Source organism: Dyella dinghuensis (assembly GCF_003977615.1).
Taxonomy (GTDB): domain Bacteria; phylum Pseudomonadota; class Gammaproteobacteria; order Xanthomonadales; family Rhodanobacteraceae; genus Dyella_B; species Dyella_B dinghuensis.
Window position 1 is genome coordinate 225787 of the sequence record NZ_RYZR01000008.1, and the last position, 23256, is coordinate 249042.

The window sequence follows — 23256 nt, forward strand, 5'->3', positions numbered from 1 at the left end:
CTTAACTGGATTCCGGCCTGCGCCGGAATGACGATGAGGCAGGACAGAGGGTGTGGCGAGAATGTCCATGCAACGCATAGCGATCCTGCTTTCATTGATATGCATGAGTGCGTCGGCACTCGCCGCCAGCCCCACTGCCGACGAACAACACTTCATCGCAACGCTGCAACTCGGCACATCGCCACACGTTCGTTATCTCGACGCCAACGGCAGACCACTCGACTACGCCACCTTCGCGCAGACACTGCACGAACGCCGCTCCTACAGCCTGACCCGCGATACGCAAACCGACACGGCCGTGCTGCGTTTGCGACCTGCCGGCGCCCATGCCGGCGAACCGGGACGCTTCGCATTCGGTCGCGGCGACGCGTTCCCACCCTTCGAATTACCCTCACTACACGGTGATGTACAACGGCTCGGCAACTTCCATGGCCGCTACACACTGATCAGCTTCTTCTTCGCCGATTGCGAACCCTGCAACGCGGAAGTACCCACGCTCAATGCCTACGCGAACGCGCACGGCGACATGAACTTCGTGGCGATCACTTTTGATGATGCCGAGACCGCGCGCGGGTTCGTGAGCAGCCGCGGCCTGAACTGGAACGTGCTGTACGGTGGCCAGTCGCTTACCGACACGCTCGGCGTGGGCATCTATCCCACGCTGATGCTGATCGACCCCTCCGGCCACATAGCAGGCGCTGCCGTGGGCATGACGATGAGCGACGATCCCGCCAAGCGTCTGGCCGATCTCGACAGCTGGATCGCGCAGTGGAAGCGCGCTTCATCCGCTGCCGCACCCTGAATTCAGGTAAACGATTTCGCTTTGATGAGGCGAAGACGGGCGCTTGTGCGCCGCGCCAACCATGTGAGCCGCACCCGTGTTAGAACACACCTCTGTGCCGCAGAGGGGCGGCCCGGGAGAAAGGCCCACATGTCGCAGGCAGTGTTCGAAGCACCGCGTCCACGGCGTATGCCGTCGTTCGCGGCGGAGCCCGATCCGCGCGCGCTGACGGCCGATATTCCGCCTAACGTATTGGTCCACCTTAGCGAGCTGGCAGCGCGACGCGGAATTTCCTGCGATGCATGGTTCGCGGGGCTGGGCATCACGCCCCAGCAAGTCAACGATCCCAGCGTTCGCGTGTCCTATCGCCAGGCGCGCACGGTCGTCGCTCGCGCTTTGAAATCGATCTGCGATCCCGGACTGGGCCTGATCGTCGGCCGCAACCAGACCGTTGGCAGCTTTGGCTTGCTCGGCCTGGCGATGATGACCTCGCGCAATTTTGGCGAGGCCATGAAAGTGGGCATCGACAATCACAAAGTCAGCGGCAGCCTGCTCGATGTGGATCTGGACATCCTCGACGAACAAACCGTCGCTGTGCAGGCGTGGCCGCGCTTCGGCGAATCGGATTTGATGCCGTTTCTGTGCGAGGAACTTTTTTCCAGTTGCCTCTCGTTTGCGCGCGAACTGGTCGGGCCGAAGCTGATACCTGTGCGCCTGGAACTCACCTATCCGGCGCCGTCCTATGCCAGCGAATACAACGCGGTATTCCAATGCGAGGTTCGCTTCGGCGCACAGCACAATCGCATTCTGGTCGACACCAGTTGGCTTGAACATCCGCTACCGGGCTACAACGCGTTGACATCGAAACAGGCGCTCGCCCTGTGTCATCAGCAACTGCGCGGCGCCGATCGGTCGGATGAAATTGTCGGGTCGGTGGAGCGCCTGCTACGCAGCCGACTGCGCGAGCACCCTCGATTGACCGAAGTCGCCCGCACGCTTCATCTCAGTGAGCGTTCGCTACGCCGGAAACTCGCCGACAGCGGACGTATCTTCCGTGAGATTCATGATCGCGTGCGAGCCGAACGTGCACTGGAATTGCTGCACGCTGGTCAACTCAGCGTGGCTGAGATAGGTATCGAACTGGGTTTCAGCGATCCGCGCGAATTTCGTCGCGCGTTCAAGCGCTGGACGGGCATGCCACCACAGCTCGCACGCCGCAGTCTGCCCAATACATCTGCCGAGAATTGGGACGACACCACGCGCTGAGGCTTCACCAGGCAAAGACGGCACTTACGTGCAATGATGGTTGTTGCGCAACGTGTCGGGCACAACCAGCCACGCCACCCGCCCGATGCGGAACGGCTATATCGCGTGCTGAGGTTTTTTGATCATGAGCTCCCCCGCTTCAGACGTCCAATCGATCAGCCGCATTCGGGCGATTCCGATGATTCTGCAGGTGGTCACACGTATCACCGGCATGCGTTTTGCCGCGGTGGCGCGGGTAACCGAGACAACCTGGACGTGTTGCGCGGCCTACGACCTCATCGACTTCGGCCTAAAACCGGGCGATGAACTGAAGCTTGAAACGACCATATGCAATGAGATTCGCGAGCATCATCAACCCGTAGTGTTCGGGCACGCCAGCGATCACCCCACGTTTTCCTCTCATCCAACGCCAAAGATGTACGGGTTCGAGAGTTACATCTCCATCCCCATCATGCTGTCGAACGGCGAGTTTTTTGGAACGCTGTGTGCACTGGATCCGCACGCAGCCGATCTGGATGCTCCCGAAATCGTGGAAAGTATGGAGTTGTTTGCACAATTGATCGCGTTGAACCTGGATACGGAAGAACGCCTTATCAGCAGCCGCACGGCACTTATTGCTGCGCACGAACGCGCGAAGCTGCGAGAGCATTTCATTGCGGTGCTGGGTCATGACCTTCGCAATCCTCTGGCTTCCATATCGATCGCCGCTGAGGTGCTCGAGTCGGATTTAAACGATCCGCGGGACCTGCGAAAGGTCGGTCTTATTCGTGGCAGCTGCAAACGCATGCTTGGATTGATTTCGGACGTCCTGGATTTCGCGCGAGGCGCGTTAGGCGGCGGCATCGATCTTTCGATGGACGAGGCCGACGATCTCGCCGACGAATTGCGGCAGGTTGCCTACGAAGTCGACACGGCGCATCCAGGCCATGCAGTAAACATGTCAATGGAACTGACGGAACTGGTGGTATGCGATCGCCGCCGCATCGGCCAGCTATTCAGTAACTTGCTGATCAACGCGATAACCCACGGCAACCCCGATACGCCGGTCGATGTTTCGATCCGCAGCGACAAGCATCATTTCGAATTGAGCGTCGCCAATAGCGGACCGGCGATCCCGAAGGACATCGCCAAGAAGTTATTCGAGCCCTTCAGTCGCGGCGAGCGCGAATCGTCAAGCAAGAAAAGTCTTGGCCTGGGCCTGTACATCGCAGCAGAAATTGCCAAGGCACACGATGGCAAGATCACGGTGTCGTCCAACCAAAGCGAAGGCACTCGCTTTGTTTTCACGATGCCCAACAAAGCTTCGAAGAAGCGTTGATCGGCCTGGCAAGTACGCAGGCATGTCGCGTCGTTGTTCGACATGCCTCCTGCCGCAAACGACTCAGCGTTTGCTCGTGCTCGATGCCGGCGTAGGTCCCGTTGCCGACATATCTTTGACCGCAGGTTTCTTCTCGCCGGTGCCAGGCCGTGTCCACACCGCCACATAGTCCACCATCATGGGGTGTCCCGGTTCGGTGTCCGCCGTAGGCGTTGGGCGCCCCGACATCGCAAATGAGAAACCGCCGCCGATGGCAAGATCGAGTATCAGAAAGTAACCGCGCTGATCGGTCAGCTCGCGCCAGGTACTGGCGGGAAGTTGATTTTCACCCACCTGGTTGACCAGCTGACCGTCGACGAACCAGCGCAGGCGCTCGGGCGTGATGCTGCGATCCCACTCAAAGGTGTACGTGTGAAACGACACCGTGCATGCCTCATGCGGACACGGCAGGTGACTGCCGATGCCGAACGGTTCGCCGCAGGGGCCGCCCGGATTCGTGCCGCAGTGAAGAATGCCCCAGACATTGTCCAGTCCGTTGACGTTCTCCATGATGTCGAACTCGCCCGCGAGCGGCCACGCGCCATTGGTCCGGTAATTGCTGCCCAGCGCCCAGAACGCAGGCCAATAACCAAGCGCCTTTTGCCCGATCACGTCCGGCATTTGTACGCGTGCTTCCAGTCGCAATGCGCCGCCATCGGGCGCCATGAAATTGTCCCTGATCGTTTCGACGCGTCCGGACGTCCACTGACCGTTTGCATCGCGCAACGGAATAATCAACAGATGACCCTGCCCATCCAGATGCAGATTGCTTGCATCGGCCGTGAAGCTTTCGATTTCGCTGGTGCCCCAATTGACCGGACCGTTCGGATACGAATGGCCCAGGTCGATACGCCAGTTATCGCTCGACGGCGCCGAGCCGGCCGGACCGGAAAAATCGTCGCCCCATACCAGGTTCCACCCCTGCGGTGTCGGAATGCTGCCGGCGAATACGGTGGTCGATAGCCCCATCAGTGCTGCGACCAGTGCGATCACACGCGCGTCGATGACACGACGGTGGCGGCGCTCTAAGCGCTCAGTGGCCGGATGTTTGACGGAAAACGCCTTGATGACATCGAAAAATGACAGCGCGCGGCTGGTAACGACATCGGGGATTCTTATTTTCTTCTTCTGCATGAGCACTCGGACCTGTACAGGCGTCACTAACCGCCGACTGCCATTAATACAGGAAAACGGCGGCAAATGGGCTTATTCACTGCTTCGGCCCGCCGTCGCAAATCTGTAGGAAAGTCTCAAATTCGAAGATGGACCGGGGCTCGATCGCATTTGACACGTCTAAATCGCGCCGCGTCACATTCGTGAAGACAGGCCCCTATGGATCAGCGATCGACGCCCTAACAAGGTTCATGGACGCACTGACACCGCGATAACGGCGAGAGGTGTTGAATGCGCACACCAATGGGAGGGTTTGCTCATGAAGATGCGACTCAGCAATGTGGCAGCAAGTGGTGTGGCGATCGTCTTCTGTCTTGCCTGCACTGCAGGCCATGCACAGGATATCGGCGGCCTCGGTAACAAGCTTGGCGGCATGATGCCCGGCAGTTCCATGCAATCGGGAAGCATGGGCAATGTTGCGGGTCTTCTGCAGTACTGCGTAAAGAATAACTACCTCGGCGGCGCTTCCGGCGCGTCGGGTATCCAGAGCCAATTGCTCGGAAAGATGCACGGTCAATCCAGCACCCCACCCACCAGTGATCCGGGTTACACGAGTGGTGCGAACGGCATCCTTCAGGGCGGCAACGGCAAGACCATGGACCTGTCCAGCGTCGGCGGCGGATCGAGCGACATGAAGTCGAAGATCACCACCAAGGTGTGCGATTCCGTGTTGAAGCAAGGCAAGTCGTTTGCGGGTATGTAGTCGACTATCGATGCAAAGAATGGCAGCTCCCTGTGCGCTGCCATTCTTGTTTACATGGGTTGGATGAATCAGCGTCCGTCTTGAAGACATCGCACATGCTGGTTGATTCTAAGTTCAATAGTTCATATAATTAGAACTATTGAATAGCCCCACATTCACTCAGGAAAGACATCCATGGATAGGTTGATAGGCAAAGTCGCCGTCGTCACTGGCGGATCGCGCGGCATTGGCGCCGTTGTTGCCAGCACGCTCGCTTCTCAGGGCGCTGCGGTGGCGATCGTTTACAAAAGCAACGCCGAACAGGCACAAGCGGTAGTCGACAAGATCGCGACTGCCGGAGGCAGCGCTGTTTCCTTCGCTGCTGACGTGACAGACCGCTCGGCGGTGGATAGCGTTATCGAGGCGATCGTGAAGCGCTTCGGCCATATCGACATTCTCGTCAACAATGCCGGCATCTTCGAATCCAGCCCTTTTGGAAATATCGATGCAGCGCTGGTGCAGCGTGTTTTCAGCGCAAACATGGATAGCGTGCTGAACATGACGCAAGCATGCGTGCCGCATTTTCCGGCGTCCGGCGGACGCATCGTCAATGTGTCTACCAACCTGATCTATTCGCCACGCCCGGGCACCAGCATCTACTCGGCGAGCAAGGCGGCCGTTTCAGTACTCACACACGCTTTCGCCAAGGAATTGGGTGCGCGCGGTATTACGGTCAATGCCGTCGCTCCATCCATGACCGACACCGATATGGCAGCCGCGACGCCTGAAGCACGTCGCCAGCAAGTGATCGCCAACACGCCTGCTGGACGCATCGGCGTGCCGGCCGATATTGCAGACGTGATCGCCTTCCTTGCATCTGACGAGTCCCGCTGGATAACTGGGCGCACACTGCTGACGGATGGCGGCCTGACCGACGCTCTTTGAGCAGGTGCATCGCCGTGTATGTTCTTACCGTGCAACTGAGCATCAAGCGTGAACAGGTCGAAGACTTCCTGCGCGAACTGTCTGCGCTACGTGCCTTGATCGAACGCGAACCCGACTGCCTGCGTTTTGATGTCCTGCAGGACGCCGCATGCCCCGAGTCCATCATGTTGGTCGAGGCGTGGACCAGTCGCGACTACTTCGAGCAGGTGCAGCTGAAACGCCCCTACTACACGCCCTATCTGGCGCGCGTGCAGCCCACGTGGGCGAAAGATCGCCGCATGCAGCATTGGCATGCCATCACTTGAACGAACCCATCGGCGCTGCTCGTGCAGCGGTGATTTTCTTGGCTGAAACGCTCAGCTCGCCTTTCTGCCCGCCGACTTCTTCAGCTTGGCTTCGCGAACGCGGCCGGCCGCCTGCAGCTGATGCGCCTTCATGATGGTGGAAATCAGATCTGGGAAACGCTGCTCGATCTCCGCGCAGCGCGTGGTATTGCGCATCTCCACGCCCTGCCGCTCGCTTCGAATCAATCCCGCCTCGCGCAGTGCCCGGAAGTGCTGGGAAAGCGTAGATTTGGGAATGTCCCGATCGCTGATCTTCAGGAAGTTGGAGCAGGTGGCGCCGCTTGAAATCGCCAACTCGGCATAAATGGCAGCACGCACCGGATCGGAGAGGGCGTGCAGGATGCCTTCGACGGTGATGTCTTCGATGGATGGATGGATCAGCGGCCTCATGGCGCCATTTTAGCAGCCCCTTGACAATTAGTTCTATAGTTCATATGTTGCGAACTACGGAAGTTTAGAACCGATTCAGCCCACCCATCCCTCAAAAGTCAGGAATCGTCATGAGTAAGCTCAAAGGTAAAGTCGCCCTCGTTACCGGCGCATCCAAAGGCATCGGCGCCGCTATCGCCAAGTCCCTCGCTGCGGAAGGCGCATCCGTGGTCGTAAATTACGCCTCCAGCAAAGCCGGTGCCGAAGCCGTCGTGGCCGAAATCGAGAAGGCTGGCGGTAAAGCCATCGCCGTGGGCGGCAGCGTCGCCAAAGCGGCGGAAGCCCAGGCGCTGGTCGATACCGCCGTCAAGCATTTCGGCCGCCTCGATATTCTCGTGAACAACTCCGGTGTCTATGAATTTGCACCGCTGGAAGAGATCACCGAGGAGCATTTCAACAAGCAGTTCAACGTCAACGTGCTTGGTCTTCTGCTGACGACCAAGGCCGCCGCGAAGCATCTTGGCGAAGGCGCCAGCATCATCAATATCGGTTCGCTCGTATCGCGCATCACGCCTCCGGGCAGTGCCGTGTACACCGCGACGAAGGGCGCTGTCGATGCCATCACCGGTGTGCTGTCGCTGGAACTTGGCCCGCGCAAGATTCGCGTGAATGCCTTGAACCCCGGCATGGTGGAAACCGAAGGCACACACACTGCCGGTTTTATCGGCTCGGATTTTCATACCCACGCTACAGCGCAAACTCCGCTGGGACGCATCGGCCAACCGAATGACATCGCATCGATCGCTGTGTTCCTGGCCTCCGATGACTCCTACTGGTTGAGCGGCCAACAGTTATACGCGAGCGGCGGTATGCGCTGATCGATTTGCTTGCTTGATGCAATGAAGCGCATTCGCCAGCGAATGCGCTTCTCTCTTATACGGTAAATGGTTTTCCGCCGACGCCGATTTCACCATCAGGCAGAAGATGTCGAACGGTGATGCGTCGATTGCCTGATCAAATCCGCAACGTGATCGGGCTGTGTCACAAGAATCATGTGACCGCCACCTTCCATCACATGCAAATTTCCATTCGGTAAAGCGGCGACGAGTTGTTCGCCATGCGTTTCATGGTTCAACACGGCGTCTTGCCGCCCGAATATCACGCTCACAGGGATCGTCAGTGTTGGATAAGAAGGCGGAATCGCAGCCATCTCGCGCGAAATGGCAACCATGTCCTTGCACGCAGCAGAGAACGCCCAGGGTCGAAGTCCGAGCACAGCACCGCCTGACGTATCGAAGCTTTCCACGGCGGCTTCCGGTGCGAACACCGCCTTGAGTGACTCGCGATGAATCAGCTTGCCGATCGGTGCACTGAACATCCACGCGACCATCCATTGCACCAGCGGCGACTTGATGCGCAGGATCTTCAATCCGTTCGGCGGTGCGCGCTCTACGTTGCTCAGTGGTGCGATAAGAGCAAGCGCGCGCACGCAGTCCGGGTGATCGATGGCTAACGCCAACGACAGCGCACCGCCCATGGAATGCCCAACCACGGTCGGTTGCCCAAGATGTAGTTTGCGGATGAGTTGTGCGATAAGCGCGGCCTGCGCACGCATGCTCGGGTGTTCACCCGAACGCATAGTCGAATAACCGCAGCCGGGCCGATCCACCGCAACGACACGATGATCGACCGACAATCGTTCGATCAATGCGTAGAAGTTGCGCAAATTGCCCGCCAGACCGTGCACCATGACGATGACGGGTCCCGCGCCGCGATCCACGAAATGCAATCGCGCGCCGTCGACGTCCACGAACGTGCCGATGGGCGGCACCAGCTTTTCCGCATATCGTGCCGCCAACAGCGTGAAAAACATCAGCCCTGCACTCAGCAAAACCAACGCGCCAATAACCGCGACAACGACCCATCCGATGATCATCCCGCTCTCTTCGTTTTTCTACTGATATCAGTGGAAAAGTTTAGAGCACGGATCTTTCTTCGCGTGACGTCGTGCCTGCATGCGCAGGACACCACGCCCCCAAGCATTCAATGCGACTTCTATTGGCGACGCATCGTGCCGTCGCCAATACCTAGGCAGAGCCGGGGATGGGTCGGCGATATCTGCGCCCGGACATGCAACGGACTAGCGCCCTTCTCTCGCGGCGACAAAACAGTCTGAACACCCTGCGGCGAGTGGGCAATCAGGCCACCCATCGCCGTCCGATGAAGGAATGGAAGAACCCAGGACGAGCGCATAGCAATCTCCGAAGGCACTTGATGTGAGCTCAAGATAGGAGCGTTGGATCGCTTGGAAAAGCGACATATCTGCAAGCCAGACTTGAGCTTTATTCAACCAAAATCGTCATAAACCAACCCTTCAAAGCGTGCCAGGCCCGACCTGCGCCGCTGTCACAACTCCTACACACTGGCCGCTTTGCCCCCCATATTCGGCCCGCTTGCCCTCCCCGCCACACGCCGCTTGCGGGACAGTGCCTGCATACGGCACCGCAGGGTGCGAGGGGAGGGTTCAACATGCGCAAGACCACCACGCTGATCGCTGCGGCGTTGCTCCTGGCCGGCTGCGGCCACCAGGAAGCGGCTCAGCAAAGCCAGACCGATCAGTCGTTCGAGAGCAAGCTCGAGCAACAACTGCTCGATGCGAAGCCGGGCAGCGTCATCGACATTCCCGCCGGCCATTACTCGTTGAAGCGCGGCCTCAGCTTGCGCACCGATGGCGTCACCATTCGCGGCGCCGGTATGGACAAGACCGTGTTGTCGTTCAAGGGTCAGGTGGTCGGCCCCGAAGGTTTGCTGGTGAATGCGAACGACTTCACCATCGAAAACCTCGCCATCGAAGACACAATGGGCGATGCGCTGAAGATCAATCAGGGCAAGAACATCACCATCCATGGTGTTCGCGTCGAATGGACCGGCGGCCCGAGCAGCACCAACGGTGCGTACGGTCTCTATCCGGTAAAGACGCAGAACACGCTGATCGAAGACTCCGTGGTGATCGGCGCGTCGGATGCCGGCATCTATGTCGGGCAATCCAACAACATCGTGGTGCGCCGCAACCGCGCCGAGCAGAACGTGGCCGGCATCGAAATCGAAAACTCGGTAAATGCAGACGTTTACGACAACACCGCCACGAAGAACACCGGTGGCATTCTCGTTTTCAACATGCCGAATTTGTCGCAGGCCGGACACGCGTCGCGCGTTTTCCATAACAAAGTGGTGGCCAACAACACCGCCAACTTCGCCAAGAAAGGCGCTGCCGTGGCGAGCGTTCCGGCGGGCTCGGGCGTGGTCATCAACTCCAACGACAAGGTGGAGATTTTCGACAACGACATCAGCGACAGCCAGACCGCCAGCATCATCATTTCCAGCTACTTCTCGACGAACTACTACAACACGCGCGGTGTAGCGGCAGACTACAACCCGTATCCGAAAGGCATCTTCGTATACGGCAACCGCATTACGGGCGGCGGCGATTCCCCGGACGGTTTGAAGCTCAAGACGCTGAAAACAGCCGTTTACGGTCTAAGCGGGAAATTCCCGGACGTGCTGTGGGATGGCTACGCCGATCCGAAGGATCTGGTGAATGGCCTGCCGCCAGCCGACGATCGCATCTGTCTGCAGGACGTCAACGGCGTCATCAACGCGGACGGGCCGAACGAATACAAGAATCCGAGTACGGACATGAAACCCTTCCAGTGCACCTTGCCGAAGCTGCCGCCGGTTGTGCTGAATCCGGAACCGAAAGTCTGAGAATGTGCTGATGCCGATGAAGATGTGGATGCGCGGGCTGATGTTGCTCGCGCTCGTTTGCTTGACAGCCTGTCATCGCGGGATGGACCCGGTGACGTTTCACGACGATGGCTATCCGCCGAAGCTGGGCGACTGGCACGTGGTCGAGGCGCGTGACGGCACCTTGCAGTTGAATAACGGCGTGGTGCCTTACGAACTCAACACACCGTTGTTTACCGACTACGCGCACAAGCTGCGCACGATCTGGATGCCCAAGGGTGTCTCGGCGAAGTACAACCCGACAGAGACATTCGATTTCCCGGTCGGCACGATTATCAGCAAGACGTTCTTCTATCCGTTGCCAAAAGGCGAGGCGCGCAATGCCACCGATGTGGCGCGCACATACGACACCAGTCGTGATTTCGCCGGACAGGGATTGAATCTCAATAACGTGCATCTGGTCGAAACGCGTTTGCTCGTTCGCCGCAAAGAAGGCTGGGTCGCGATTCCTTATGTGTGGAATGCCGACCAGACCGAGGCGATACTTGCCCGCACGGGAGACGTTCAAGCGCTGACACTAGTCAGCGATAACGGCCAACGCGAGAACTTCAATTACGTTGTGCCCGATCAAAGCCAGTGCGTCAGCTGTCATGCCCACGACTGGACGACGCGCGCATTGCAACCGATAGGTCCCAAGGCGCGCCATCTGAATCGCGATTATCACTATCCCGATGGCGACGAAAACGAGCTGACATACCTCACACAGGTGGGCTACCTCACCGGCGCGCCGGCGCCCACGGATGCACCGCGCAACGCCAACTGGATGGACCAGAAAGCACCGCTCGACGCCCGCGCACGCGCTTACCTCGATATCAACTGCGGCCATTGCCACAATCCGAAAGGCGCGGCGAATACGACGGGGCTGACGCTGGATATCAACACGCCCGAAGATCGCCACATCGGCTTCTGCAAACCACCGACCGCTGCCGGCCAGGGCACTGGCGATCACATGTTCGACATCGTGCCGGGACACCCGGACGATTCGATTCTGCCTTACCGGCTTAGCTCTACCGAACCGGGCACGATGATGCCCGAGATCGGACGCAGCACCGTGCACCAGGAAGGTGTTGCGTTGATCAAGGCATGGATTGCGGCGCAGCCGGGAGACTGCGTGGTACTTCATTAAAAACCAGGGGACGCAGCGGTTGAAACAAAACCGCGCGATTGACGACCGAGGGGAGACATTGCATGACCATGCGCCAACAACCGCTGCCTGCCTACATACGCCACCTGTTGCTGGGTGGCGTTGCCATGTTGATGTGGGCGCCGATGCCGGCTCTCGCCGATACACCGGCGCAAAGCACAACCAACAACGGCAATGCGCAGAACGCACCCGATGCGAGCAAGGCCAAGCAGCTGGGCAACATCACGGTGACGGCGCAGAGCCGCACGCAGCAGATGGAACAGGTGCCGATTCCGCTGCAGATCATTACGGCGGCGCAGATCGACACGCAGGCTGCTACCGATCTCAGCAAGATCTCCCTGTTCGTCCCTGGCCTGGTGGTGGATGGCTCGCAACCAACGCAACCGAACTATTCGCTGCGCGGTATCACGACCAGCGACTTCGGCATCGGTACCGAATCGGCGGTGGGTGTGTATGTGGACGGCGTTTACGCTGCGCGCACCGGTGGCGCATTGCTGGCCTTCAACGACATCGATCGCATCGAAGTGCTGAAAGGCCCGCAAGGCACGCTGTTTGGTCGCAATGCTGCAGGTGGCGCCATTTCGATTGTCACGAAAGAACCCACCGACAAGTTCGAAGGCAAAGTCGTCGTGCGCTTCGGCAACGAAGGCGAGAAGTACACCAATGCGCTGCTGAACATTCCGATCAACAAGGACATGGCACTGCGCATCAGCGTGGTGGACAACCAGAGCGACGGCTGGATCAAGGATCAGGCCAATGGCCAGCATTACGGCAAGAACGATGACTGGGGTAGCCGCATGGTCTACCGCTGGAACATCACGCCCGACACGCGCCTGCTGTGGTCGTTCGATCACGAGCGGCTGAATCAGCCGCCGCGCCCGGCTTTCGGCTTGGTTGCGCTGTCCAACGATACGAACGAGCGCCCACCGTTTCCGCCGAACCCGCAGACGTATATCAATCCGCTGAACTCGCCGCTGTACAACGATGCGATCACCGCCGACGAACGCCGCGAGTTCAACGACTCGACGCTGATCATCGATCATTCGTTCTCCTGGGGAAGCTTCACGTCGACGACGGCGTGGCGGTACTTCAACACCTATAACGACGAAGACGACGATGGCACCAATCACATCGTCTCGTATCTCGACACCGCCAACATCGAGCACAACAACAGTTACTACCAGGAATTCAAACTGTCGGGCGACAACGACCTGATGGACTGGGTGTCGGGCGTGAGCTTCTATTCCGAGCAGGCGCGTCAGACGAGTCAGGTTAATACCAACACCAGCAGCCTCGATACGCTTGCGCAAAATGTAGATGGACTCGGCCTGCCGCTAACGGAAATTACCGAAGGGTTGCAGGCACAAGGGCTGCCCTTCAGCCTGCTTAATGATCCATGGCGCGAACAGATCAGCAACGACGGCAACTTCAAGGCGTATGCCGCATTCGGTGACGTGATCTGGCACCTGAACGAACAATGGGACCTGACCACGGGCCTGCGCTACACCGAGGATCAGAAGCAATTCACGTGGTACACGCCGCCGCGCACGGCAGCGGCGTTCGATCAAACCATCGCCGAGCTGATGGCCACTGGCATCTACGGCATGTTGCCGCCTGATGCACAGGGAGCGCTGCAGGCATTCGGCGGCAATATCATTTTTCCCAACGCTGTCGGCCAGTGGGTGCAGGCGAAAAACAGCTGGCACGACTTCAGCCCGCGCGCAGTGCTGAGCTACAAAGCCACGCCGAACGTCATGGGCTATCTGTCGGTCACCAAGGGCTACAAGGCCGGCGGTTACAACAGCCTGCAAGTCGGTTCGTTGTACGCGCCGGAAAAAGTTTGGAACTACGAAACCGGCATCAAGATGGTGGTGCCCGATTACAACCTGCTGTTCAACGCATCGGCGTACTACTACCGCTATTCGAATCTGCAATCGTCGGTGCTCAATCCGAACTCGTCGGGTTCCGGCGTGCCGTTCTATACGGTGATGACGAGCGACCAGCATGCGCACGGTCTTGAAACCGAAGTGCAGTGGCAGCCGGCCGATGCGCTGCGCTTGAATTTCACCAGCGCCTATATCGACAGCACGTATATCGAGGGCATTTCCACGTCCGGTGCCAATCTCGCGGGCGAGCCCACCGGCGAACCGTTCTTCTCGGCGACCGCAGGTCTCGATTACACCTGGCACGAGGTCTACAACGGCGATCTGGAATTCAACATGCAGTACGCGTACCGCGGCCCCACGCGCTGCAATGCGGATTCGGGTTTCCAGGGCACCTGTCTCACCACGCCGCTGTTCAGCGTTGGCACCTCGTCGAACCGTACGGACGCACGCCTTGACTGGCATACCCCGGACGAGCGTTGGGGCGTAGGCTTGTACGTGAACAATATGTTCAACAAGCGCTACGTGGTGAGTATCGGCAACGACAGCACCAACGATTTCGGCACACCGTATGCGGTCGTGACGCCACCACGCGTGTATGGTGTGGAACTACGGACCAAATTCTGAGCCGCCATGAACCTGCCCGATCGCCCTGATCTGTCTCTCGAACTGCAGCGATTGCGCGCCGCGCAGTCGCGCGATCCGCTACCCGGCTGGGTGACGCGTGCGCGACGTCTGCATGCCCTTGAAGCGCTGGTACGCGATCACCGCAAGGAGATCGCCGATGCGATCAATGCCGACTTCGGTTGTCGCCCTGCTGAAGAAACCGACATGCTGGAAGTGTTTCCCAGCCTGTCGGCGGTTCGTCACGCGCTTCGCCATGGCAAGCGCTGGATGAGACCGCAGCGTGGCCTGGCCGACATCGCGTTTCTGCCAGGGCGCACCGAAATGCTGCCGCAGCCGCTGGGTGTCGTGGGCATCATCGTGCCGTGGAATTACCCGCTGTTTCTCGCCGTGGGTCCGATGGTGGATGCGCTTGCTGCTGGCAATCGCGTGATGGTCAAGATGAGCGAGTACACGCCACGGTTCTCGCAGCTGTTCGCCGAACTTGTCGCTCGTCACTTCCAGCCGGATGAAGTGTTGGTGGTCAATGGCGACGCTTCCGTCGGTCAGGCCTTTGCCGGTTTGCCGTTCGATCATTTGCTGTTTACGGGCTCGACGGCGGTTGGGCATCACGTCATGCGTTCGGCCGCTGCACATCTCACACCGGTGACGCTGGAACTGGGCGGCAAATCGCCGGCCATCATCGGCCCTGGCGCGCGCTTCGGTCATGCGGTGGAACGCATTGTGTTCGGCAAGATGGTCAACGCCGGCCAGACCTGCATCGCACCGGATTATGTGTTGGTGCCGCGTGCGGATGTCGCACGCTTCACCACGGCCGCGCGCGAAGCGATGGCGCGGTTGTATCCGGATCTGGCGAATAACAAACAATATGCGAGCGTCGCCACCGAGCGGCACTACCAACGACTGACCGGCATGCGCGACAACGCTGTCGCCGCGGGTGCGCGCGCCGAACCGCTCAGCGACACGGCTGACCGGCCCGCGCAACGCTTGCTGACACCGGTCATGCTTACCGATGTGCCCGACAACTTGCCGGTGATGCAGGAAGAGATTTTCGGTCCCCTGCTACCGATTGTTGCGTACAACAGCTTTGACGATGCGATCGATTACGTCGTCAATCGCCCTCGCCCACTCGCGCTGTATCTCTTCGAGGAAGACCAGGCGCGCATCGACGACGTGCTGACGCGCACGCATGCCGGCGGCGTGACACTCAACGACACGCTCTATCACATCGCCCAGCATGGCCTGCCGTTTGGCGGCGTAGGGCCGTCCGGCATGGGCGGGTATCACGGCGAAGCGGGTTTTCGCACGTTCTCGCACATGAAACCGGTATTCCGGCAGGCACGGTTAAATGGCACGGGCTTGCTCAATCCACCATACGGCAAACGCTTCAAGCAGATGGTGGAAATACTGCTGCGCAGAGGTTGACGGAGAAACCTCTCGCTAAGCAGAAGTGATCTGTGATTAGCGAGCCGGCTCGTTACTACTGTCGGCCCTGCGCAGGCCGATGGCGAGCAGCAATAAATCTTGTCCGTTTCTCGCCGCACCCGTGTCTCGCCCAAAGATCGATCCAATATGATCGACATGCACACGCACGTGCCATTGACCATCGGCGACAAGCGATCGAGGCACCCGCACCTCAATGGGTTCGCGCGCATCGGCACCACCGCGCTGCCATGATCCCAGCGATGTACCGTTGATCGACACTTCGATCGTGTTGCGCGGCACCGCTTGCGTGGTGAGCACGAGCGCGTCCAGCCGCAGCAGCATGTCGGTGTCGGGCCGACCCGTCACAAATACAATCCAACCGTCCTGGGTGAGCAATCGCACACCCGGGTAAGAAGGAGCAGCGAGCCAACCACTACCAAGGCGTGCATTGTCCGGACTGTTTTGCCCGAACTGCCACGTGATCGGCGACGTTGCCGGGTGCGTCTCGCCAAACGCCATCGCCCTGCCGTTGCGTTGAACCACGAGAAAGTTCTGGCTGTGCGCAGAAAAAAACAGATAGGCAGCGATGTAGCCCACGCCAAGCGCCAGCAGCGCTGCGAATGACGTCCAACGCCGCGCAGCCGAAGGCTTCACAGCGCGATGATCGATCCCAGTGCCCATGCGCAAGCTATCACTCCGCTGATCATGCCCAACAACGCGCACAGCAGCGTTGCCCCCATAGGTCGAACCGCGACCGAACGTGCCACGGCGATCCAGATCGGAAACAGGATCATCCAGTAACGGAATAGCGACACCACACCTTGACCACACCAGATAAGCAGAATGCTCGCGATACAGAATGCGAATTCCGCATACATTCCATACTGCAGCAGCAACAAAGAACACAGCGCAACGCTAATACTGATGGCGGCACACAACGCTAGCACGCTGCCACTGTGCAACTGCTCGAGCAAATTTTCCCATGGCGGGACGAAGGCCCAACCCCATCCGATCGATTCGGTCGATTCATGCGCAAACGCGTCGCCCGTCGCTACATAGCAGTAGGTCAGGAAGAGAAACATACCTAGCGGCGCGAGCACGATGGGAACGAACTTCTCCGGCATGCGCCATGGGGCAAGCACCGCACGCAGACCGTGCTGCTGCACCAGCAATACGCCGGCAAAGACGATGAAGAGAATGCCATTGGGTCTTACCGCTGTTAACAGCGCGGCGGCGATACCGGCAACGAGATACTGCTCGCGCCGAAAGTGATACATCGCCGCAGCCATCAGCAACAGGAAGATGCTCTCGCTGAGTGGCGCACTAAAGACGATGCTTTGCGGAAACACGCACAACATGCATGCGGTCAGCAATCCTACCGAGCGATTGAGCCCGAGCTCGCGCACATACAGGTACACATAGAAGAGCGCAGCCAAAAAACACAGGTTTGATACGAGTATGCCTGCGTGCAGCACATCGCCGCCCATCAGCGGCGTGAAGAAGCGAACGATGAGCGGGTACAGCGGATAGAACCCGAATGTCGTTTCACCGGGTGCGTGCCCGTAGGCGAGTCCCGGCTCGTAGGTCGAGTAACCATGCTGAGCGATGCCCAGGTACCACTCGCAGTCCCATCGGCACAGCATGGGCGCCAATGAACTGTTCGCCCCATGCGCTCCGGAAAGCTGGAGAGTCATCGAGGCAAGTACCAGCAGCACGAGCCGCGACGCCAGAAACATCGCCACCAACGGGACTAGAACGTCGCGGATTTGATGACGTACGGAATCGTTCTGGGGCATCACATACGCCGTCATGGTTGGCATCCGGAAGTCGGTTTATATCAGAACGACCACACCCCGGTAGCGGTGCAAGGAATAACGACCGCGCATATGTGATGCATGCCGGCGTTTTTCGTAGCCAAATAAAAACCTCCCCGCCGAAGCGGGGAGGTTTTCAAACGTGGAACGCTTAGAATTTATAGACCGCCGACAGCGCGAACAGGTTGCCGTAGTCGTCGTAGGTGCCGGTCAGCGTGTCTTCCGTGGCACTTACGTCGTTGGAGATCACTGCACGGTTCACGAAAATGTGTGCATACGATGCGTTGATCGAGAAGTGCTCGGTCGCCTTGTAGCCGATACCGAACGAGAGCAGCTTGCGGGTTTCATCCGGCACGCGTGCATCGCGGGTGGGAGACGAGGTTGGCGTCGTGTCGAAACCGATACCGCCGCGCAGCGTCAGCTGATCGGTCAGGTAGTACTCGCCACCGAACGAGGTGTACCACGAGTTGTGCCAATTGAACGCCTGCGTGGTCGCGGGCTGTGCCGGGTTGGCGTAGTTCACCGTCAGGTTCTTGAAGACGTCCCATTCGGTGTAGTCAACGTCCGCGCCGAAACCGAACTTGTCTTCCTGATGCCAGTAGCTGATGGCAGCGGTGGCGGGGGTCGTGAAATCCGCCGTACCCTGGGTGTTCTGGAACAGCGAACTCTGACCCGTTGAAGCGAGCAGGTAAGCGAAGTTGGCGGGAATGGTGAAATCGGCCGAGCCGGTCAGGCGATGGCTGATCTTGGAGTGATAGTTGAAGTCGATGCGATCCTGCGAATCGATCGTCCACAGTGCACCCAGCTGGTAGCCCCACGCCCAGGAACTGCCCTGGATGTGCGCATAACCGTCGCTGCCCGGCGGAACGATCGGGTAGATCTGGGAAGTCAGCGTCGGCGCCAAGGCCTTCAGCAGCGCCGGCGTGAGCGGCACGCCCAATTGCCCGGCAGCTTGCTGGGCACCGGCGAGCACGGCGGCGCTGGAGGTGTTGATGGCGTTGGTCAGTGTGGCGCTGGTGCGCTGCGCGATGGCGCTGCCACCAATGGCCAGGTTGTCGGTGACGTTGTACGAAGCCGAGAGCGTGCCATCCAGCGATTCGAACTTCGATTCGATCGCGTTGTAACGGCCCACCCAGTCATTGTCGTACTGTGTCTTGAAGCCGAACGGCACGGAGAAGCCCGCACCGACGTGCCACTTGTCGTTGACCTGGGTCTCGAAGAAGAACGCGGGCACCGGCATGGTGGTACCGGCGTTGCCGCCGTTGCCGCCGCTGATCGGCTGGCCCAGCACGTCATGCGCGCTGCCGTTGAAGGTCGCGCCGAAGTTGATGGCGGTGACGTCCGCTTCGAAATATGTACCCTGCAGCAGGCTCATGGCTGCCGGGGCGTTGGCCACCACGGCAACGTCGCCGCCGGCGGCATCGGAACCTGCGTAAGCGCGGCCCATGGCCTGTGCGTCGTCTTCCTTCAGCTGGAAGGCGCTGGCGTGGGCGGTTTGCGGAGTAACTAGCGCGCTAGCGATGGCCAGACCGAGTCCAGCCAATGCGAGCGGACGGGCACCCCTGAAGGTGTTGCGGAAGAATGTATGCATCGGTTGCTCCTGCTTTTTTGTTGACAGCTCGGGTCGTAGCCGGGGCAGCCTTCCGCCAGAATTTCATACGCGCGTTTGATACCCCAGGCGGGCACTGTGCCGACTCGGGTCGGGCCATGCAAGTGCGGTCGCAGCAATAGACACGCAGTACACGTGGATCGGGGCTTAACAGCGCAGCAAAATCCACGGGCGACGCTGGCTGCCGGTGCTGTTAACCTTCGAAATTACAGGTTACCCGGACACCCTCATGCACTGTTTTGTCTACGCCAGCCAGCGCAAGGCCGACACCTACCTGTGGCTAGCCAAGCGGGACAACTTCGAGCTACTTCCCTCCACGCTGGTGATGCTGCTGGGCGACCTTCGCTTCGTGCTCGAAGTGGAACTGGACCCAGGGCGGAGTCTTCCTCGCGAGAATGTCGAAGCGGTACTCGAAAATCTTCGCGCGCAAGGATGGCATCTGCAGCTGCCTGCGCAAGAGACGGTCGCTGTTGCAGGCGAACCGACATCCATGCCCACACGCCAGGACGAATAGGCGATGACGAACGCTTGTTAACAAGTGATTACCGTCTAACGCGCTTCGGGTTTCTATACTGCTGACATGCCACCAATCAAATCGCGCCGCTCATCGTCCTTTCTCACTTCTCTCATCTGGTTCGCACCTGGACTGATCATGGCGGGTATCTCCGCTGCGATCGGCGCGCATCCGTTGACGCTGATACCGCTGCTCCTGGCCAACACGCTGACAATGGCAGCGGTTTGTCATGCCATCGGTTTCGATCCTGAACCGGATTTCATAAGCACCGTGGTTCGCCGTGGCGGCGCGCATCTGGCGATGTTCACCTGCTACGCCGCGCTGGTGTTCCTGCTGATTGCGTGGCCGATGTTGCTCTTCAGTCAGCACCCGACGTTGGGCGCGAGCCTGCTGCTGGCGGCGGCGCTCGTCGTAGCGCTAATGGTGCTGTGGCGTTTGTGGCCTGCCTTTGCGCTGGCTTTTGTCTGGGACGACGCTTACCCCGCACACGGCAAGCACGAAGGCTCATGGCTGTTTACGGCGACTGCGCGAAGCGTAGCGTTCGGACGTCACCTCTCGCGCGAAGAACATTTCTTCAGTCATTTTCTGCCGAGCGCACTGTCGCTGCTCGTGCTTTCCTTTGCGGCGATCGCGCTGAGCGGCCTTTACGGCATTCTTCCCTCGGAAATGCGCACCGCCGCGCTGGTGCTGTACGCCGTGATCGTGATGCCTGTCGGTTGCCTGGTCATTGCCAACCGCACGTTGCGCGTGATGTTGAGCGAAGGCCGTCCGCGCCGCCAGAACGCGTCTCGCAAGACAGCTGCGCCGATCGTCGCAGCCGTCGCTCCCACCTTGAGTGAAAAAGAACGTATCGCAGGTACACCGGAACAAGCCGACGCGTTACTCGCTGCGACACGTCAAGGCGATATCGCGCGCGCGCTGGCATTGGTCGAGGCAGGCGCCAATCCGAATACCGGTCCCGAAGCCGACGACCGCGATCAGCGTCCCGTATTGATGCTGGCCGCGCTGCTGCCTGATCCACAGCTGTTACGTGCACTGATCATCAAAGGTGCAGACGTCAATCGCGCCAGCGGTGGCCTCACCCCTTTGCTGGCCGCGACGCGCGACAGCTGGCACGGCCGTCCGGACGCGGTGATGACACTGCTCGCCAACGGCGCCAGCCCACTAGTGGCCGATGCAGATGGCAATACACCGCTGCACGGCGCCGTACTCACGGGCGAACCTACCGTTGCAGCGATGCTGCTGGACGCAGGCGCCTCGGTGGATGCGGTCAACAGCACCGGTGCTTCGCCGTTATCCATCGCATGCCGTGCGGCAAATTGGCCGCTGGTGGAATTCCTTCTGGAGCGTGGCGCGAAGACGTCGCCCGCACAGGGCGAGCCTGCATTGGTGGCTGCGTCAGGTATCACGGACGACGACAAGACCGGCGTAAAAATGCTGCTCAAGCATCGTGCCGCCGTGAACGGCGTCGATGCCAAGCAACGTAGTGCATTGATGGTCGCCGCCGCCGAAGGACACGAACACATCGCGCGCGCACTGCGCGCAGCCGGCGCCGATGTGAACCTGGCCGACCGTCACGGCAGCACGGCACTCATGGAAGCCGCGCGCGCGGGCGCCGACGGCATCGTGCAGCTGCTGGCCGAAGCGCACGTCAATGCGTTGGCGCGCGATCATCACGGTCGCGATGCGCTCACACTTGCTTGCCAGTCGCCGCACGCCAAGGCCGAAACGGTGCGCACACTGATCGCACTGGGCGCAGACCCGAAAACAGTAGGCACTGATGAACGCAGCGCGCTGGATCATGCTGCAGCCAGCGGACGATGGGATCTCGTCGCGTTGCTCGATCCGAACACGCCACTGCCCGCCAGCCTCAACCTCGACGCTATTTCCGAAGGCGCCGACACACCCGCACATCTGCTGGACGCACTGCGCTTCGGGCATTGGGCGGTCGTTTCCAGCTTTACCGCGCGCGTGCGCGATTGGTCGCAGTCGCAGCTGGCACAGCTTTATCTGGAACTGGCCGAACCCGGATTGCGCTCTGCACGGCGCTGGTTGCTCGATCACGGCTTGCAGGCTGAAGCACGTTTGCAGCCGCAACTCATTGACGACCTCGACAGCGATCAGCCCACGCTGCCACCGCTGGGGCTTCGTCTGTTCGACGCCTTGCTTCCGCTGCTTCCGCAAAGCACGGAAGCGATCGACGATCTGCTCGACGCCGGCGCAAGCCCCGCCGGTGCGGGTCTGCTTGCGCAAGCGCTGGGCCGTTTGCATGGCGCGTCGTCATCCGCGTCGCTGCCGCTGGCGATGCTCGAACGTGGTGCCGATCCGTTTGGCACGGACGATCGCGAACGCACACCGCTGCACCTTGCCGCCACCAACAATCAACCTGCGCTGCTGCAGGCGCTGCTCGCACGCGGATGCGATCCCAATGGCCGCGACAGCAGTGGCCGCACGCCCCTGTTCGCCGCACTTGAATACGGCGCAGCTGCGTTGCCGCTGGTCCGCGCACTCGTCGCGCATGGCGCGGATGCCGAAGTGGTCGATGCGAATGGCGAAACACCGCTGGGCCTTGCGCTTGAACATCCGGAACTGGAACGCTGGCTGGACTGGAATGGCTGGGAACGTCCACGCCGTCCCTTGCGCGCAGACGATCTGATCCACGCCACCAAACACGGCGCCGGCGTAGCGGTGCAGCGTTTGCTCGAACTGGGTTTCGATGCCGATGCCCGCGATACGCAAGGCGCCACCGCACTATTGCACGCATGTGGCGCAGGTCACCGCGATATCGCTGTCGCGTTAATGGATGCGCACGCCGATGTCGGCATCAGTGCAAGCAACGGCATGACGGCGCTCGCTGCAGCGGTAGCGGCACGTCGCGAACCGCTTGTCGCGTTGCTGCTTGAACGCGGCGCAGTGGTCGATCAGCGTTTGCCCGGCGATGCCACGGCACTCATGGTGGCTGCCGTGCAGGGCTATCCGGAGATTGCCGAGCAATTGCTCGAAGCCGGCGCCGATCCCAATGCGGTCGACGCACGCGGTCATAGCGCGCTGCACGCCGCCGCACAATTCGGCTTCGAGCAGAACGACAGCCTGCGCGCACGACGCCTTTTTGATGCATTGCTCAAGCGCAAGGCCGATCTGAATCTCGCCGACACGGAAGGCAAAACACCGCTGCTGTTGCTGCTTGGCGCACACCTGCGCCCGGGCAGTCCGTGCGATGCGACACATATCGGCGCTCTGCTACCCGTATTGCTCGATGCCGGTGCGCGCATCGAGCATGCCGATCAACGCGGTGTGACGGCGCTGCATGCCTGCGCCATGCACGCGTTGTTACCGCCTGCGCGCGTGTTGCTTGCGCGTGGCGCGGACCGTAATGCGGCCGACGCATTCGGCCGCACCGCGGCAGATGTGGCGCGGCACCTGGGCTTTATCGATATCGCACACGAATTGGCAGCGCGTGGCGGTGCGATTCCCAGCGTGCGGCAAACGCTGCGCCAACCGGCACAGCCGTCCGATCAATAA

Annotated in this window: 19 protein-coding genes; 13 read left to right on the forward strand and 6 right to left on the reverse strand. The window is 60.0% G+C overall.

What is annotated here, in order from left to right; genetic code table 11:
• Nucleotides 1-67: 67 nt before the first annotated feature.
• The 3 genes from EKH79_RS18055 (at nt 68) to EKH79_RS18065 (ending at nt 3365) form a co-directional block, all read left to right on the forward strand.
• Nucleotides 68-802 (forward strand): TlpA family protein disulfide reductase, encoded by a 735-nt coding sequence (locus tag EKH79_RS18055; protein WP_233590386.1) that lies wholly within the window; start codon nt 68-70, stop codon nt 800-802.
• A 129-nt stretch (nt 803-931) separates the two neighbouring features.
• Entirely contained in the window at nt 932-2047 is a 1116-nt protein-coding gene (locus EKH79_RS18060; RefSeq protein ID WP_126675244.1) for an AraC family transcriptional regulator, read from the forward strand.
• A gap of 124 nt (nt 2048-2171) precedes the next feature.
• On the forward strand, nt 2172-3365 hold the full coding sequence (locus EKH79_RS18065; protein ID WP_126675245.1) for a GAF domain-containing sensor histidine kinase: 1194 nt from the start codon (nt 2172-2174) through the stop codon (nt 3363-3365).
• Nucleotides 3366-3428: 63 nt separating this feature from the next.
• Here the strand turns inward: EKH79_RS18065 and EKH79_RS18070 are convergent, their stop codons facing one another.
• Nucleotides 3429-4538, reverse strand: a complete 1110-nt coding sequence (locus tag EKH79_RS18070; protein WP_233590387.1) for a glycoside hydrolase family 16 protein — start codon at nt 4536-4538, stop codon at nt 3429-3431.
• Between the two features lie 298 nt (nt 4539-4836).
• Here EKH79_RS18070 and EKH79_RS18075 point away from each other — a divergent pair, with 298 nt between their 5' ends.
• The 3 genes from EKH79_RS18075 to EKH79_RS18085 all read left to right on the forward strand — a co-directional run bounded on the left by EKH79_RS18075 (nt 4837) and on the right by EKH79_RS18085 (nt 6509).
• Nucleotides 4837-5280, forward strand: coding sequence for a DUF2501 domain-containing protein (locus tag EKH79_RS18075; RefSeq protein ID WP_126675246.1), 444 nt, complete (start codon nt 4837-4839; stop codon nt 5278-5280).
• Nucleotides 5281-5454: 174 nt separating this feature from the next.
• Nucleotides 5455-6204, forward strand: coding sequence for an SDR family NAD(P)-dependent oxidoreductase (locus EKH79_RS18080; protein WP_126675247.1), 750 nt, complete (start codon nt 5455-5457; stop codon nt 6202-6204).
• Between the two features lie 14 nt (nt 6205-6218).
• On the forward strand, nt 6219-6509 hold the full coding sequence (locus EKH79_RS18085) for a putative quinol monooxygenase (RefSeq protein ID WP_158621285.1): 291 nt from the start codon (nt 6219-6221) through the stop codon (nt 6507-6509).
• A 51-nt stretch (nt 6510-6560) separates the two neighbouring features.
• On the opposite strand, the gene EKH79_RS18090 is transcribed toward EKH79_RS18085, so the two are convergent.
• Nucleotides 6561-6938, reverse strand: coding sequence for an ArsR/SmtB family transcription factor (locus tag EKH79_RS18090; protein WP_126675249.1), 378 nt, complete (start codon nt 6936-6938; stop codon nt 6561-6563).
• Between the two features lie 110 nt (nt 6939-7048).
• Here EKH79_RS18090 and EKH79_RS18095 point away from each other — a divergent pair, with 110 nt between their 5' ends.
• The gene (locus tag EKH79_RS18095; protein ID WP_126675250.1) at nt 7049-7795 is read left to right on the forward strand and encodes a glucose 1-dehydrogenase; all 747 of its coding nucleotides are present in this window, start codon (nt 7049-7051) and stop codon (nt 7793-7795) included.
• Between the two features lie 95 nt (nt 7796-7890).
• Here the strand turns inward: EKH79_RS18095 and EKH79_RS18100 are convergent, their stop codons facing one another.
• Nucleotides 7891-8853 carry an alpha/beta fold hydrolase gene (locus EKH79_RS18100; protein ID WP_126675251.1) on the reverse strand — a complete coding sequence of 321 codons (963 nt, stop codon included), beginning with the start codon at nt 8851-8853 and terminating at the stop codon, nt 7891-7893.
• A gap of 593 nt (nt 8854-9446) precedes the next feature.
• Here EKH79_RS18100 and EKH79_RS18105 point away from each other — a divergent pair.
• The 4 genes from EKH79_RS18105 (at nt 9447) to EKH79_RS18120 (ending at nt 15797) form a co-directional block, all read left to right on the forward strand.
• A complete protein-coding gene (locus tag EKH79_RS18105; RefSeq protein ID WP_126675252.1) occupies nt 9447-10682 on the forward strand; it encodes a parallel beta-helix domain-containing protein in 1236 nt (411 codons plus the stop codon).
• Nucleotides 10683-10692: 10 nt separating this feature from the next.
• Nucleotides 10693-11847: an SO2930 family diheme c-type cytochrome gene (locus EKH79_RS18110; RefSeq protein ID WP_233590388.1), complete on the forward strand. Its 1155-nt coding sequence runs from the start codon at nt 10693-10695 to the stop codon at nt 11845-11847.
• Between the two features lie 62 nt (nt 11848-11909).
• The gene (locus EKH79_RS18115) at nt 11910-14375 is read left to right on the forward strand and encodes a TonB-dependent receptor (RefSeq protein ID WP_126675253.1); all 2466 of its coding nucleotides are present in this window, start codon (nt 11910-11912) and stop codon (nt 14373-14375) included.
• 6 nt (nt 14376-14381) lie between these two features.
• Nucleotides 14382-15797, forward strand: coding sequence for a coniferyl aldehyde dehydrogenase (locus tag EKH79_RS18120; protein ID WP_126675254.1), 1416 nt, complete (start codon nt 14382-14384; stop codon nt 15795-15797).
• Between the two features lie 36 nt (nt 15798-15833).
• Here EKH79_RS18120 and EKH79_RS18125 read toward each other — a convergent pair whose 3' ends face one another.
• From EKH79_RS18125 to EKH79_RS18135, 3 genes are all read right to left on the reverse strand, one after another.
• Nucleotides 15834-16478: a hypothetical protein gene (locus EKH79_RS18125; protein WP_126675255.1), complete on the reverse strand. Its 645-nt coding sequence runs from the start codon at nt 16476-16478 to the stop codon at nt 15834-15836.
• Nucleotides 16448-17608, reverse strand: coding sequence for a mannosyltransferase family protein (locus EKH79_RS18130; protein ID WP_158621286.1), 1161 nt, complete (start codon nt 17606-17608; stop codon nt 16448-16450). The genes EKH79_RS18125 and EKH79_RS18130 overlap by 31 nt, the downstream gene beginning before the upstream one ends.
• A gap of 154 nt (nt 17609-17762) precedes the next feature.
• On the reverse strand, nt 17763-19202 hold the full coding sequence (locus EKH79_RS18135) for an OmpP1/FadL family transporter (RefSeq protein WP_126675257.1): 1440 nt from the start codon (nt 19200-19202) through the stop codon (nt 17763-17765).
• 247 nt (nt 19203-19449) lie between these two features.
• Here EKH79_RS18135 and EKH79_RS18140 point away from each other — a divergent pair, with 247 nt between their 5' ends.
• Together EKH79_RS18140 and EKH79_RS18145 are read left to right on the forward strand one after the other, a co-directional pair.
• On the forward strand, nt 19450-19734 hold the full coding sequence (locus EKH79_RS18140) for a YcgL domain-containing protein (RefSeq protein WP_126675258.1): 285 nt from the start codon (nt 19450-19452) through the stop codon (nt 19732-19734).
• A 66-nt stretch (nt 19735-19800) separates the two neighbouring features.
• The gene (locus EKH79_RS18145; protein WP_126675259.1) at nt 19801-23256 is read left to right on the forward strand and encodes an ankyrin repeat domain-containing protein; all 3456 of its coding nucleotides are present in this window, start codon (nt 19801-19803) and stop codon (nt 23254-23256) included.